This is a genomic window from Deinococcus radiotolerans, from assembly GCF_014647435.1.
Taxonomy (GTDB): domain Bacteria; phylum Deinococcota; class Deinococci; order Deinococcales; family Deinococcaceae; genus Deinococcus; species Deinococcus radiotolerans.
The window spans coordinates 49,448-62,608 of sequence record NZ_BMPE01000001.1 but is presented as its reverse complement, the minus strand read 5'-3'; the positions used below and the strand labels follow the sequence as shown (position 1 = coordinate 62,608).

Here is a 13,161-nt window from a genome sequence, read left to right as displayed (position 1 = left end):
GCTTACTTGCGGGATTCTTCGATGTCGAGAATGCCCGTGAAGTCCTTGTAGTCCACAATCAGTTCATAGGTGCCGTTGCGGCCCTTGCCCATGGCGTTCAGGGCCCATTTGCCCTTGGGGCAGACCTGTCCGGCCACCTGGGTGCCGCCAGGGTCGAGGAGGCGGACGGTGACGCTCCCCTTGCGGACGTCGCACATGCCGCGCACGCCGACCGTCTGGCCTTCTTCGTAGGTGATGAAGCCGTAGTGGCTTTCTCCGGTGGCGTTCAGCATGTAGGTGGGCGTGAGGGTAACGTAGCCGAATCGGAGTCCGAACGTGAAGTACATCAACGTCAGGACCAGTGCCAGGGCAGCAAGCAGCAACCGCATTGCGTAGAGTCTACCCTGATCGGCCTGCGGATGTGCTCGAAAGGCGGCTGGAGTGAGTTCAGCCTGCCTCGCCGTGGTGGGACCACGCCCGGGCGAGGCGGGCGGCGCCTGCGCGCAGCTGTTCGGGGGTGAGGTGCGCGAAGCCCAGCAGCACCGCCGGGGGGTGTGGGCCGTCGGTCAGGGGACTGACGCGGCTGACGGCCACGCCCTGCTCGGCGGCCTGCTCGACCGCGCCGGTTTCCGTCCAGTAGGCGGGCAGGGGCAGGTAGACGTGCAGGCCGCCCGGGGAGGGGTGGGGGTGCAGGCTGGGCAGCCGCAGGGACAGTTCATGCAGGAGCACGTCGCGCCGGTGGGTGAGGACGGCGCGGGCGCGTCGCAGGTGACGGCTGTACGCGCCGGTGCTCAGCACGTCCGCCAGCGCCAGGGCGTCCAGTCGGCCCGGGACGCGGTCTGTGAGGGGACGGGTGGCGGCCAGAACGCGGACCACGTCTGGCGGAGCGGCCAGGAAACCGCTGCGGGTGACGGGCGCGAGGCTCTTGCTGAATGAACCCAGCAGGATCACGCGGTCCGGCGCGACGCCCTGGAGGACGGCGGGCGGCCGGGCCGCGTGGTACAGGTCAGCGGCGTAGTCGTCTTCCAGGATGAAGGCGTCGGTGTCCTGTGCCCAGCGGATCAGGGCCTGTCGGCGCGCGGCGGGCAGCGCGACGCCCGTGGGGTACTGGCATCCGGGCGTGACGTAGAGCAGCGCGGCCCGGGTGGGCAGCTGGGCGGGCTGCACGCCCTGCCCGTCCACCGGGACGGGCTGCACGCGCGCGCCGGTGGCGGCCAGTGCGGCGCGCGCGCCGGGGTACGTGGGGTCCTCAACGGCGGCGGTCCGCCCGGGCTCCAGGAAGACGCGGGCCAGGGCGTCCAGGGCGCCCTGCGTGCCACCGGTCAGGAGGAGCATGTCGGGCGTCACCTGCGCGCCCCGCTCGGCGTTGAGGTGGGCGGCCAGGGCGCGCCGCGTCTCCAGGGGGCCCAGCGGGTCATCCGGGGTACCGGCACGCAGGGCCTGCGCGGCCCGCCGGGCGAGCGCCTGCGTCCACGCGGCCTCCGGGTACAGTTCCGGCACAGGCTGCCCCACGCGGAAGTCCACGGCGTACTCGCCGCCGGCGTCCTCGACCTGTCCGGTCAGGGCCCGCTGCGCCCAGGCACTGAGCGGCAGTGTTCCCCTGGGGGCGGCGGGCCGCTCCGGGTGGGCGGGGACGCTGACGCGGGTGCCGCTGCGCCCCTGCGCCTGCACGTACCCTTCCAGCTCCAGCTGGCCCAGCGCGTCCACCAGGGTGTTGCGGGAGACGCCCAGGTGCTCTGCGAGTCGGCGGTGGCCGGGCAGGCGGGTTCCTTCGGGCAGCAGGCCCCGCACGATGGCGCCCCGCAGGGAGCGCGTCACCTGCGCCTGGCGGGTCTCGCCGGGCTGCGCTGGCAGGAGGGCCAGGGCGTCCAGCCCGGCACGCGCGGCGTCTGACGTCAGCGGAATTCCCGTTCCAGCCACGCGCGCTGCCCACCCTCGGCTTCCAGCGCCTGCCCCGCCACGTCAAGGAAGCGGTCACGGGCCGCCTGGGCCTGCTCGGGCGTCAGGCCGTGCGCGGCGGGGTCACGCAGCAGGTCGCGCAGCAGCGGAAACACGGGCACGTCCGCGTGCAGGGTGCCGTTCACAGTCACGTCCGCGGGCCATTTCAGCAGCCAGTCCAGCGCGTACGGGGCGGGTTCCAGCACGCACCCGCCAGGGTACGGAATGCGGGCGGGAGCTGGGAAGGTCACGGCGTCGGTCATGCCCCCAGCATGCGCCGCGCGGGGCGGCGTGAACAGCAAGTGCGGCAACGATCCGGGCGACCACCGCGTAGGGTGAGTCATGATCGGCCCTCTGGAACTCCTCGTGCTGCTGGTGGCGACGCTTCTCATTGCGGCACTGGTGGCCCTGCCGCTGATGTGGTTGATGCGCGGCTCGCGGAAACGCGCCGAGCTTCAGCGGCAGGTGGATGACCTGCGCGAACGCCTGGAGCACCTCGACCGGCCCTGAAGGCAGGGGAAGCGGCGGGCCTCTCCCCTCCCGGAGTGACCCGCCGCCCCTCGGGCTGTGTATTACCCGACGGCGGGTGAAGTTTCCAGGGCGCTGAGGACGGCGCGGGTGAAGGTCTGCGTATCCGCCTTGCCGCCCAGGTCGCGGGTGGGGTGTTCGCGCAGGGCCAGGGCGACGGCGCGGTCGATCTGGTTGGCGCCCTCGGGACGCTTCAGGCCGTGGCGCAGCAGCATCCCGGCGCTCATGATCGCGGCGGCAGGGTTGGCAATTCCTTTCCCGGCGATGTCGGGCGCGCTGCCGTGGATGGGTTCGAACAGGCCCGCGCCGTCTCCCAGGCTGGCGCTGGGCATCAGGCCGAGGCTGCCGGGGATGACGGCGGCCAGATCGCTGAGGATGTCGCCGAAGAGGTTCTCGGTGACGATCACGTCGTACCGGCTGGGGTCGGATACGATCAGCATGGCGACGCTGTCCACGTACTCGTGGTTCAGGTGAATGCCGCGGTACTCGCGGTCACGCAGGGCAGTCACGTCGCGGCGCCACAGTTCGCTGACTTCCAGCACGTTGGCCTTGTCGACGCTGGTCACGCGGCCCTTGCGCTGCTCGGCGGCCCAGAAGGCCACGCGAGCCACGCGCTCGACCTCGGGGGTGGTGTAGCGCATGGTGTTGTACGCGGTGTCCCCGTCGATCTTGCGGTCCCCGTCGAAGTACACGCCGCCCAGCAGTTCACGCACGATCAGGATGTCCACGCCGCGCGCCAGTTCCGCCTTCAGGGGCGAGAGGTGCTCCAGGCCCGGCTGGACGCGCACGGGGCGCAGGTTCGCGTAGCACCCGAGCGCCTTGCGCAGCGCGAGCAGGCCGCTCTCAGGCCGCAGGTGCCGGGGCAGGAGGTTCCAGGCGCTGTCCTGCGCGCCACCCACCGTGCCCAGCAGCACCGCGTCGGCGTCCTTCAGGGCGTCGCGGGTGACCTGCGGGAACGGGTCGCCGTGCGTGTCATAGGCGATCCCGCCGATCAGGTGTTCCTCAATGGTGACGTCGGGCGCGACCTCGCGCAGGACAGCGACGGCAGCGGCGGTGACCTCGGGGCCGATCCCGTCGCCGGGCAGGGTGACGATCTTAGGCATGCTGTTCCTCCTGTCCGGGGTGGCCGTGACCGGCCTGAGTGGAGTGGGCATTCAGGGACTCGGCTTCCAGCGCCGCCTGATCGTTCGCCTTCATGTACTCCAGCCAGCCCCCGGCCTGCTGCACGTCCAGCGCGAACTGCGGGACGGGCACGAACGTGAGGCTCTGCCCGGTGCGGGTGTTCGTGATCGTGCCGCCCTTCAGGTCTAGGTCGGCCGGATCGCCGTCCTGGAAGGCCTCGACGATCCCGTCGCATTCCAGCGCCAGGAAGCCGTTGTTGATGGAGTTGCGGTAGTAGATCCGCGCGAAGTTCGGGGCGATCACGGCAGCCACGCCCGCGCCGCGCAGCGCCCACACGGCGTGCTCGCGGCTGCTGCCGCACCCGAAGTCCGCGCCGGCCACGATGATGTCGCCGGGCTGCACGCGCCGCACGAAGTCCTTGTCGTAGTCCTCCATGGCGTACTTCGCGAGTTCGCTCTCCACGTCGGTGGTCAGGTGGCGGGCGGGGATGATCTCGTCGGTGTTGATGTGATCACGGGCAAACACGTGCACGGTGGGCATAATTTCTTCCTCCGGTTGAAATTCAGTTCAGGTGCGAGTAGGCGCGGAGTTCTTCCGGCACTTCCTCGTCGTACAGGTCGCGCCACGCCTGACCGTCGAAGGTCACCTCGGATTCCATGAAGGTCTGCGCGAGGGGGTCCGGGTCGGTCAGGGCGTCCAGGGGGATGTCGAGGCGCACGGCGGTCGGGATGGGCAGCTCTGCGCCGTCGGGGATCACGAGTTCCTCGGCGTAGACGTTGGCGAGCATCTCGCGCGTCCACTTGGCCCAGTCGTCGGGGGTGCCTGCGCCGGTCGTGTCGCGCAGTTCGGTGCGCAGGCGCTCGGCGTGCTCGGCGGGGATGTCGTCCTCGTCCCATTCCACGCGGCCGTCGGCGTGGACGGTGACGGGCACGGTGTCCAGGTCGAAGATGTCCGCGAGTTCCGGGGGCAGGCCTCCCTCGAAGGTCTGACCGTCGGCGTACGACACCCACTCCTCGCCGTCCAGGGTGTAGGCGGCGCTGCCCTCCTGCGGGACGACCTCCACGTTGCCGAGGACCGCGAACGCGCGGCTGAAGGGCGTCTGGAGGGGCGCGGGTTGCGTCAGGTCGAACACGACGCGCTTGGCGACCGGCGTTGCCTCTCCGGCGTCGGGGGCAAGTTCGAGGTGCAGGTCCTGCCAGTCGGCGTCGGATTCACCGTGGTACTCGCGGGCCAGGCCCTCAATGGCCTCCAGCAGTTCAGCGGGGGGTTCGGGGTCGATGTCGGTGCGGCCCTCGCGGTACTGCTCGACCGCGTAGGAGGCGACGGTCTCGCCGGTCAGGCGCGCGGCGGGGTGGTTCAGGAGGCGGCGCACGGCGGCGTTCGGATCGGCGTTCGCGGGGAACGCTTCCCAGCGCTGCCCATCGAAGGAGTGCTCCACGCTCCGCAGGCGGACGTGCCCGCCATCCACGCGAATGTCCTGCTCGTGCGGCTGGCCGCCGGTCGTGAGTTCCCCGGTCACGCGGCGGTGGGGCGCGACGGGCAGCGCCGCCACGTCCTCGGCTGTGGACAGGGTGCCGTCCACCCGCCCGTGCAGGACGAGTTGCGTGCGGTACTGGCTATCCCACGCCGCCCCGTACGGTTGCGTGAGGCGCAGCGCCTCCTCGATCCGCTCGCGCAGCGCGGCGTCGTCGGGGGCCTGCGTGAAGGTCAGGGTGCCGTCGGCGTCCAGCTGCGCCTCGAAGGGGTGAACGGTGGGCATCAGACCCAGTTGTTTGCGGCGTTTGGCTTCACCCATAGTCCACCCAGCTTACTCTCGGGACGCGAGTAGCAGTCCGGTCACGACTGAGACGGCTCACCTCTCCGTAAATGCCGGACGCCGTTACCGTGTCAGGCTGCGTGGTTCCCGACCTGCGAGAACGTACCAGAGAGCCGGAGCAAACAGCATCAGCTCGGTAGGTATAAGCGGAAAAACTTCCCGGCAGAGACCGACAACGACCAGCATCGGCAGTAGGATCGCCGTGCTCAGGAGGGTTTGGTGCGCGGCTTTTGACAGGTCCATGCCGCCCTGCCAGAACGCCATGGTGATGGGCAGCCCGAGCAGCCCGATCCACGACATCAGGATCTGACGTTTCGAGTACGCCAGGCGCCCCGACGAGATGATGCGCCAGGTCAGTCCAGCAGTCAGCAGTGCGAGCAGGAGGTACGGCATCTCCGACCAGCGTAGATGAGTGGTGACGCCGCCGCTGCCTCATCTGGATCACCTCAGCCGGACCGAGCATCTGCACCCCCTACCTGCCTCACTCGCGGGAGGCGAGCAGCAGTCCGCCGAAGCCCAGCATCAGCGTGCCCGCCACGCGGTCCACGCCGCGACGGGCGCGGAGGTAGGCGCGCTGCATGGGCGCGGTGGACATGCCGGTGGCGACCAGCGCGAACCAGCCCAGGCTGAGGCCGACGATCACGAGGAACGCGGCGAGCTTCAGTCCGGTGCCCGCGTGCGCGCCGAGGACGCCGCTGAACACGCTGCCGAAGAACACGGCGGCCTTGGGGTTGCTGATGTTCGTCAGGAACCCGGCGCGCAGCGCGGCGAGGTCGCTCAGGGGCGCCTGGATGGGCGCAGCCTCCGCTGGTTTCTGCGTGCTGCTGCGCCAGAGGTTCAGGCCCATCCAGAGCAGGTACGCGCCGCCCGCGACCTTCACCACGCCGTGAATCCAGGGGAACGCCTGGAACAGCAGCCCGATGCCGAGCAGCGCCAGCGCCGCCCAGCACGCGATGCCCAGCACGACGCCCAGCCCGGCCAGCAGGGCCGAGCGGCGCGTGCGGGCCAGTGCGGTCTGGCTGACAAGCAGGACGTCCGGGCCGGGGATCACGAGAACCACCGTGTGAATGGCCGCTACGGCCAGCAGAATGTTCAGATCCACGCTTCTCTCCTCCCCTTGACTTTGGGTCGCGGCCGCTCAGTCGGCGGCGTTGATGGTGTCGTTGTACGCGCGCGGGTCGCTGATGAAGCCCGCGACGGCGCTCGCGGCGACGGTGGCCGGGCTAGCCAGGTAGATCTGCGCTGAAGGGTCGCCCATGCGGCCCACGAAGTTGCGGTTGCTGCTGCTGATGCACACGTCGTCGGGCCCGAGCACGCCGGAGTGCATGCCCAGGCACGCGCCGCAGCTGGGGTAGCTGACGCTGGCCCCGGCGTCCACGAAGATCTCCAGCAGGCCCTCCTGCGCGGCCTGTTTCCAGATGGCCTGCGTGGCGGGCACGACGATCATCTGCACGCCCTCGGCGACCTTGCGGCCCTTGAGGATGCGGGCGACGTCGCGCAGGTCGCTGATGCGGCCGTTCGTGCAGCTGCCCACGTACGCGTGCGTCACGGCGATCCGGTCGCTCCCAGCGACGCGCCCATTGCTGGGAATGTGTGGGTAGGCGACGGTCGGTTCGACCTGTGAGGCGTCCACCTCGACGATCACCTTGAAGCTGGCGTCCGCGTCGGACTGGTACTCGGTGTACGCGTCGGGCGTGACGCCGCGGGCGCTCATGTACGCGCGGGTGGTGTCGTCCACGGCGACGATGCCGGTCTTCCCGCCTGCCTCGATGGCCATGTTCGTCAGCGTGAAGCGGCCCTCCATGTCCAAGTTGTCGATGTAGTCCCCGACCCACTCCATAACCATGTAGTTCGCGCCGTCCGCGCCGATGCGCTTGATGACTTCCAGCACGATGTCCTTGGGCGTCACGCCCGGCTGGGTCTGACCGGTCACGCGGATCAGCATGGTTTCCGGCACCTTGAACCACACCTTCCCGGCGTAGATGGCGCCCGCCAGGTCGGTGCTGCCCACGCCGGTCGCGAAGGCCCCCAGGGCGCCCGCGTTGCAGGTGTGGCTGTCACCACTCACGAGGGTCTGCCCGGGTTTCATCAGGCCGGTGTTCTCCAGCACCACGTGTGCGATGCCGCCGCGACCCACGTCGAAGAAGTGCTTGATGCCCTTCTCGTGCACCCAGCTCTTGAGTTTCTGGTACATCTTCGCGGCCTTGATGTTCATGGCCGGCACCGAGTGATCAGGAACCGCGACGATCTGATCCGGGTTGAACACCTGATCCATTCCGCGTTCTTCCAGCATGCGCAGCGCGGCGGGCGTGGTGATCTCGTGGCACAGCACCCAGTCGGTGCGGCACTCGATCAGCTGTCCGGGCACCACGTGATCGTGACCGCTGTGCGCGGCGAGGATCTTCTCTGCAATCGTCATTCCCATGATGAAACCTCCCCCAGATAAACGCGCCCCCGGTCGCTTCTCGCTTCCGGGGGCGTGCAGGTGAACGCTGGGCTGCGCTCAACGCCCCCAACGAAGAAGAAGCACCGCAGTGGGCGCACCCTGTCGTCGTGAGAAGTTGAACATGCCCGGAGTCTACGGGAGGCCCAGGCACGCGGCTCGCAGGTGTGTAGACGGGCCGAGCAAAAAAGAGGAGTCCGGGAATGCCTTCACGTGAAGTTCTTCACTCTGACAAACGTCATCTGCGGCAACCTATTCAAGATCAAGGCATTAGAATTCTGAGCGATTATGAAACGTCTTCAGCTTCCGACCGCCATGCTTGGCCTGACCGTGCTGCTCACGGCCTGCCCGCAGCCCGCCCCACCCGCCGCATCCGTCAGCCTGACCGTTGCATTGAATGGGGTCAGCAGCGCGCCCATCAAGGTCACCAACGCCGGCTCTGGCGCGACACTGTTCGACGGCACACTTGATGGCAGCAAGGTCTTCACCAATCTCACACCGGGCACCACTGTGAAAGTTGAAGCCGGCACTGTGAACGGGTATGTGACCCCCACGCCACAGACCGTCACGTTGGACGCCAGCAAGACGATCACCGTCGAGTACAAGGTCATGCCTGGCACTGCGGTGCAGCCGACCCGAATTCAGGGACCAGTCAGTGACCTCCCAACCGGCGCTGCGATCAGTGTCCTGAGTCAGGGCTCGGAGGTGGAGATCAACAACAAAAGTGCCGTGACCAATGGCGCACTCGATCTGTCCCTGACCAAGGCTCCCGCCAGCCTCTTCCAGTTGTTGCCGACAGGAAACCTCGACTCGTGCCAGTTTACGGGCACTCAGAGCGCCAATCCAAGTATCGCGCTGTTCTCAGAGGTCACCCTCCTGAGTTCGAAGGTGGATTACCTGGGCACGGTGACTGAACAGCTCGTGGCGGGAGGCACTGTGAGCGGCAGCCAGGTGGCCCGCCTGTACAGTGACAGCGCCGCGACCGTGAAAGGAAAGCTCACCTGCACGTTTCCGGACGGCAGCACCGGCACCGTAAGCCTGGATGTGAACCTGACCGCGGGCTGGAACGCCGTGGAGTACGCCGGCAGCAACGATCAACTGACGATCAAAACCCTTGGCAGCGGCGCGCGTAGCGTCCTGAAAGCTGTGCGGGCATCGCCAGAGGTCAATATCACCCTGGCCAGCTCGGTCGATTTCACCTCTGACGCAGACGTTTCTGTCGCAGCGCGGATCTACCAGGACGGCGGTTACACCGGCCAGATCAGCCTGAGCACCGACCTGCCCGGCCTCACCATTGAACCCAAGACTGTCAACCTGACGGCGGCCACCCTGACCAGCCAGGACGCACGAGCGACGGCCACGTACCTGGGCCGTCTGGGTCTGAATCCGCAGCGCCTCGATACCACGCTGACCTTCCATTACAGCGGCGAGGGTAACCTGAGCGGTACGCCGTTCCAGATCGTGGCGCGGGACGCGGCGGGCAAACAGGTGGGCGGTGGCTACAGCAGCGTGAGCGTCACCCGGCCGGGCCTGTCAATCATGCTCTCCCCACCGGACGTCCAGATGTATCCCAGCGGCTCGCAGGACGTCTACGTGTACGCATCCAGCATTGGCAACTACTCGGGAAGCGTCACGTACACCCTCTCAGGCCTGCCTGCCGGACTCAGTACTCAGCCCGTCACGACCAACCTGAATGGGGCGTCGTACGTCACCCTGAAGGTCGTTGGAGACGGAAGCGTGAAACCCGGCACGTATCCGATCACCGTCACGGCGACCAGCGCTGACAAGTCCGCGAGCGCTTCAGGGAAACTGACCGTGAATGCCCCTACCGTCAACCTGTCATTCAGTGGCTACGGGCTCTCTGTCTCTCAGGGTGAGTCGGCCAGCGTCCCCGTCACGGTCTCCACCAGCAACGGCTTCAGCGGCTCCACCACCGTCACCCTGACCGACCTGCCAGCTGGCGTGACCGCTACGCCCAAGACCGTCGTGGTCACGCCAGGCGCGTCCACTCAGGTCATGGTGCCCGTGCAGGCCAGCGTCGACGCGGCGCTGGGCAACTCGACCATCAAGGTGAGCAGCCCAGATCTGGGCCAGTACAGCTCCCCGACAGCGACTCTGAGTGTCCGCCCTGCCCGTGCCAGCCTTCCTGTGTCAGGTGCGGTGCTGGGGGTCACGCAGGCCACTGCAGGTGCGTGGGTCGCCACGGACGGCGCATTCGACAGCGCCACAAACCAGTACCGGATCAAAGTGACCCGCGTGAGCGCCAGTGGGCAGGCGCTGACAAGCGTGTCAGCGCCAACGTCGGGATACTCCAGCCCGCGCTTCATTCAAACCGACGGAGGCGTGTTGGTGCTCGGCCAGGATGTGGCCACGCTGGTGTCCGATGAGGGGGCCGTCACCACACTGCCCACCCCTCAGCTGGGCAGTGTGCAGACCATGAGCAACACCACGGACAGTCAGGGCCGCGTGTGGTTCGTGCGCAGCACCTACAGCGCGGGAGCCGTCACATCCTCCCTGAACACCTGGACGACCGCGACCGGAGAGATCACACCCGTCAACCTGAACCTGGGCTCGGCGGGGTCGTTCTACGGGAACCAGAACTTCTTCTTCAGCCCGAACCGGCAGCAGCTCGCGCTCATCGTGCCCGGGTACCCCGGCGGCATCTACCGGATTGAGACAACCACGCAGCAGGCCACGAAGGTCGAAACCACCGTGCCCGCCAGCAGCGCCGCCATCAGCGACAACGGCACCCTGTGGCTGTCCGCATACGGCGCCCTGAGCCGCGTGAACAGTGACGGTACCGTCACGCAGTTTGACGGCATCAGCACCGGCGAGTTGCTTGGCTTTGACCGCAAGAACACCTCGACGCTGTGGGGGCGGGACACTTCTGGCGTCTACCGCCTGGAAACCGGCGGGGCCAAGCCCATCAGCACGTTCATCTCGCTCTTGAACGTCAGGGGCGCGGCCCTGAATGCAGATGGTGGCACGCTCGCCGTCTGGAGCGAGGATTACAGCGGCACGGCGTCCATCTCTCTGATCAAGTAACGCGGGAACGAGCATGGGGAGCGCCTGAGCAGCATGGGCACTCTCCATGCTTCATGCACCGGCTGGGCAGTCAGCCCATCATCACTTTGGCGTATGAATCTCGTCAGGGGCGCTGCGTATCCTGGGGCCATGAATGTCACCCGTCACTTCAGTGATACGCGGACGGCAGAGGGCCGCGTGAGGATTCTCGTGCAGTCCGCGCAGTTCGTGCTGGACGCTGAAGGCCCGGGCTGGCAGCACCGGAGCGTGCACCGGGACCTGGGGGACATCACGCTTGAGCTGGCGTGGCTGCCCAGACTCAGCGCGAGTCTGTACGGGGAAGTCCTTGAAGATATGGCCCGGCGGGTGCAGCTGGACGGCGCCCTGCCGGGTGGTGGGGCCACCGACCTTCCTGGCGCGGCGTGAAGCGCTGAATAGCTGCTGTTGCAGATGGTCCCGCCTGTGCGTGGCGGGATCATTTTATTGAGGTGCGGCGGGCCCAGCGCGCTGAGCCGGCGCTCGGCCCGATTCATCAGCGACAGTCCACAACATTTCAGCGCGTTGTGGTGCGGTGCCCCTGATCCGTGGGGGTTATTCCACGAACCACATGATGAACCGGGCCTCGTTGCCCTGCCTTTCGAAGGCGTAGGCGAAGGCCGCCCAGGCGAGCAGGCGGGCGTGGTGGGGGTCGGGCAGGTGCGCGGTGAGGGTGGCGAGGTCCGCGGCGTTCAGGGTGGTGCGCCCGGTGATCTGGCCGTCCTCGAACAGCGTCTCGGCGCTGACCTGCACGCTGAGGTCGTCGGGGTGGCCGAGGTCGTGCAGGTCGGCGGCGTGCAGGGCATCCAGCAGGTCGCGCGGCGGGTCGAGGAGCAGGCGCGCCTCGCCGGTCCACTCGGTGGGCGTGGTCGTGGGGTGGGGGCGGGTTTCGCAGAAGATGAAGGCCAGGGCGGGCACAGCGCGGTCCTCCGGGCGCACGGGAGCAGCGTGGCGTGGGCGAGTGAGGGACAGGGTCTCGCGGTCACTCCCTCCTATTCTGCGGGCTGGTCGGGCCACTAGGCCCCGGCCTGCATATGTGGGGGGAGCCGCCCCGGCTGTGTTCCAGGGTTCAGCCTGCTGAGCCGACGGCGCGGTCGCCTTCGGGGTTCTCCGGGGCGCGGTTCAGGATGGCCTGCGCGTCGGGCCAGTCGATGATCTGGAAGCGGCTGTTGCGGATGGCGGGGGTGAAGCCGGCGTCCACGGCGATGCGGATCAGTTCGCGTACGGTTGCCTGGTGGCGGTCGTGGCCGGCGGCGGCGGAGACGACGTTCTCCTCGAGCATGGTTGACCCGAGATCGTTCGCGCCGTAGTACAGCGCGGCCTGTCCGACTTTGAAGCCCTGCGCGGGCCAGGACGCCTGGATGTTGGGGATGTTGTCCAGCGCGATGCGGGCGATGGCGAGCTGCTGGAGGTACTCGTGCGCGGTGGCGCCGGGGGCCTTACCGTGCAGGCGGGTGTGTTCGGTCTGGAGGGTCCACATGGCGAAGCCGGAGAAGCCGTTGCCGTCGTAGTCGCGGTTGGCTTTGTCCTGCTGCTCGCGGATTTTCAGGAGGTGGCTGGCGCGCTGGGCGTAGGTTTCGCCGAAGCCGATGACCATGGTGGCAATAGTGTACAGGCCCTTGCGCTGGGCGGCGTCGATGATGCGGAACCAGTCCTCGCTGCGGATGCGGGCGGGGGCGGCCTTGGCGCGCACGTCGTCTTCGAGGATCTCGCCGCCAGCGCCGGGCAGGCCGTCGAGGCCCGCGTCGATCAGCGTGTCGAGGAGCGCGTCGAGACTCAGGCCGAAGGTTTTCTCCATGAACAGGACTTCTTCGGGGCTGAAGGCGTCGATGCGGATGGTGGGGTGGTGCGCCTTGACGTGGCGCAGCAGGCCTGTGTAGTAGTCCAGGCCCAGGTCGGGGTTCACGCCGCCCTGGAGGAGGATGCGGGTGCCGCCCACGGCTTCGAGTTCGCGGATCTTGTGGCTGATCTGCTCGTAGTCGAGGGTGTAGCTGTCCTTCTGGCGGCGGGTGCGATAGAAGGCGCAGAAGTTGCAGCCGACGTTGCAGATGTTGGTGTAGTTGATGTTCCGGTCGATCAGGAACGTGACGGTGTCGGGGTCGCGCCGTTGGAGGCGCAGGTGGTGGGCGACGGCGGCGACGTCCGGGAGAGGCTGGTGGTACAGAGCCTCGATCTCGGCGTGGTGGAGGCGCTCGCCGCGCGCGGCGCGGGGCAGCAGGTCGCCCGCTGCGGGGGTGGGGGCGGGTGCGGTCATGTCCGGAGCGTAGCACTGCGT

14 protein-coding genes are annotated in these 13,161 nt (G+C 68.0%); 3 read left to right on the top strand and 11 right to left on the bottom strand.

The window, feature by feature from the left end:
* Positions 1–2: 2 nt before the first annotated feature.
* From IEY63_RS00295 to IEY63_RS00285, 3 genes are read right to left on the bottom strand one after another with little or no spacing between them, the layout of a single operon-like run.
* Positions 3–368, bottom strand: coding sequence for a hypothetical protein (locus IEY63_RS00295; RefSeq protein WP_189066991.1), 366 nt, complete (start codon positions 366–368; stop codon positions 3–5).
* Positions 369–426: 58 nt separating this feature from the next.
* Entirely contained in the window at positions 427–1,899 is a 1,473-nt protein-coding gene (pdxR, locus tag IEY63_RS00290; RefSeq protein ID WP_373290866.1) for a MocR-like pyridoxine biosynthesis transcription factor PdxR, read from the bottom strand.
* Positions 1,875–2,180, bottom strand: a complete 306-nt coding sequence (locus IEY63_RS00285) for a hypothetical protein (RefSeq protein ID WP_189066990.1) — start codon at positions 2,178–2,180, stop codon at positions 1,875–1,877. The genes pdxR and IEY63_RS00285 overlap by 25 nt, the downstream gene beginning before the upstream one ends.
* 79 nt (positions 2,181–2,259) lie before the next feature.
* Here IEY63_RS00285 and IEY63_RS00280 point away from each other — a divergent pair, with 79 nt between their 5' ends.
* Positions 2,260–2,427 carry a hypothetical protein gene (locus IEY63_RS00280; protein ID WP_189066989.1) on the top strand — a complete coding sequence of 56 codons (168 nt, stop codon included), beginning with the start codon at positions 2,260–2,262 and terminating at the stop codon, positions 2,425–2,427.
* A 62-nt stretch (positions 2,428–2,489) separates the two neighbouring features.
* Here IEY63_RS00280 and leuB read toward each other — a convergent pair whose 3' ends face one another.
* The 6 genes from leuB to IEY63_RS00250 form a co-directional block, all read right to left on the bottom strand.
* On the bottom strand, positions 2,490–3,548 hold the full coding sequence (gene leuB, locus IEY63_RS00275; RefSeq protein WP_189066988.1) for a 3-isopropylmalate dehydrogenase: 1,059 nt from the start codon (positions 3,546–3,548) through the stop codon (positions 2,490–2,492).
* Positions 3,541–4,107: a 3-isopropylmalate dehydratase small subunit gene (locus tag IEY63_RS00270; protein ID WP_189066987.1), complete on the bottom strand. Its 567-nt coding sequence runs from the start codon at positions 4,105–4,107 to the stop codon at positions 3,541–3,543. Before IEY63_RS00270 ends, leuB begins: the two co-directional genes overlap by 8 nt.
* 22 nt (positions 4,108–4,129) lie before the next feature.
* Positions 4,130–5,362 carry a hypothetical protein gene (locus IEY63_RS00265; RefSeq protein ID WP_189066986.1) on the bottom strand — a complete coding sequence of 411 codons (1,233 nt, stop codon included), beginning with the start codon at positions 5,360–5,362 and terminating at the stop codon, positions 4,130–4,132.
* An 84-nt stretch (positions 5,363–5,446) separates the two neighbouring features.
* Positions 5,447–5,776, bottom strand: coding sequence for a hypothetical protein (locus IEY63_RS00260; protein ID WP_189066985.1), 330 nt, complete (start codon positions 5,774–5,776; stop codon positions 5,447–5,449).
* An 88-nt stretch (positions 5,777–5,864) separates the two neighbouring features.
* Positions 5,865–6,485, bottom strand: a complete 621-nt coding sequence (locus IEY63_RS00255; protein ID WP_229784388.1) for a LysE family transporter — start codon at positions 6,483–6,485, stop codon at positions 5,865–5,867.
* A 36-nt stretch (positions 6,486–6,521) separates the two neighbouring features.
* Positions 6,522–7,808: a homoaconitate hydratase family protein gene (locus IEY63_RS00250; protein WP_189066984.1), complete on the bottom strand. Its 1,287-nt coding sequence runs from the start codon at positions 7,806–7,808 to the stop codon at positions 6,522–6,524.
* A gap of 306 nt (positions 7,809–8,114) precedes the next feature.
* Here IEY63_RS00250 and IEY63_RS00245 point away from each other — a divergent pair, with 306 nt between their 5' ends.
* On the top strand, positions 8,115–10,871 hold the full coding sequence (locus IEY63_RS00245; RefSeq protein ID WP_189066983.1) for an alpha-2-macroglobulin family protein: 2,757 nt from the start codon (positions 8,115–8,117) through the stop codon (positions 10,869–10,871).
* 129 nt (positions 10,872–11,000) lie between these two features.
* Complete coding sequence (locus IEY63_RS00240; protein WP_189066982.1) at positions 11,001–11,276, top strand: hypothetical protein; 276 nt, start codon at positions 11,001–11,003, stop codon at positions 11,274–11,276.
* Between the two features lie 165 nt (positions 11,277–11,441).
* Here the strand turns inward: IEY63_RS00240 and IEY63_RS00235 are convergent, their stop codons facing one another.
* Entirely contained in the window at positions 11,442–11,825 is a 384-nt protein-coding gene (locus tag IEY63_RS00235) for a hypothetical protein (protein ID WP_189066981.1), read from the bottom strand.
* A 130-nt stretch (positions 11,826–11,955) separates the two neighbouring features.
* Positions 11,956–13,140 carry a cyclic dehypoxanthinyl futalosine synthase gene (gene mqnC / locus IEY63_RS00230; protein WP_189066980.1) on the bottom strand — a complete coding sequence of 395 codons (1,185 nt, stop codon included), beginning with the start codon at positions 13,138–13,140 and terminating at the stop codon, positions 11,956–11,958.
* Positions 13,141–13,161 lie beyond the last annotated feature (21 nt).

Excerpts from the sequence above, each read along its gene's own strand:
- IEY63_RS00270 (WP_189066987.1), bottom strand. The coding sequence starts at position 4,107 with ATGCCCACCGTGCACGTGTTTGCCCGTGATCACATCAACACCGACGAG.
- IEY63_RS00245 (WP_189066983.1), top strand. The coding sequence starts at position 8,115 with ATGAAACGTCTTCAGCTTCCGACCGCCATGCTTGGCCTGACCGTGCTG.
- mqnC (WP_189066980.1), bottom strand. The coding sequence starts at position 13,140 with ATGACCGCACCCGCCCCCACCCCCGCAGCGGGCGACCTGCTGCCCCGC.
- IEY63_RS00280 (WP_189066989.1), top strand. The coding sequence starts at position 2,260 with ATGATCGGCCCTCTGGAACTCCTCGTGCTGCTGGTGGCGACGCTTCTC.
- IEY63_RS00260 (WP_189066985.1), bottom strand. The coding sequence starts at position 5,776 with ATGCCGTACCTCCTGCTCGCACTGCTGACTGCTGGACTGACCTGGCGC.
- IEY63_RS00265 (WP_189066986.1), bottom strand. The coding sequence starts at position 5,362 with ATGGGTGAAGCCAAACGCCGCAAACAACTGGGTCTGATGCCCACCGTT.
- IEY63_RS00250 (WP_189066984.1), bottom strand. The coding sequence starts at position 7,808 with ATGGGAATGACGATTGCAGAGAAGATCCTCGCCGCGCACAGCGGTCAC.
- leuB (WP_189066988.1), bottom strand. The coding sequence starts at position 3,548 with ATGCCTAAGATCGTCACCCTGCCCGGCGACGGGATCGGCCCCGAGGTC.
- IEY63_RS00240 (WP_189066982.1), top strand. The coding sequence starts at position 11,001 with ATGAATGTCACCCGTCACTTCAGTGATACGCGGACGGCAGAGGGCCGC.
- IEY63_RS00295 (WP_189066991.1), bottom strand. The coding sequence starts at position 368 with ATGCGGTTGCTGCTTGCTGCCCTGGCACTGGTCCTGACGTTGATGTAC.
- IEY63_RS00285 (WP_189066990.1), bottom strand. The coding sequence starts at position 2,180 with ATGACCGACGCCGTGACCTTCCCAGCTCCCGCCCGCATTCCGTACCCT.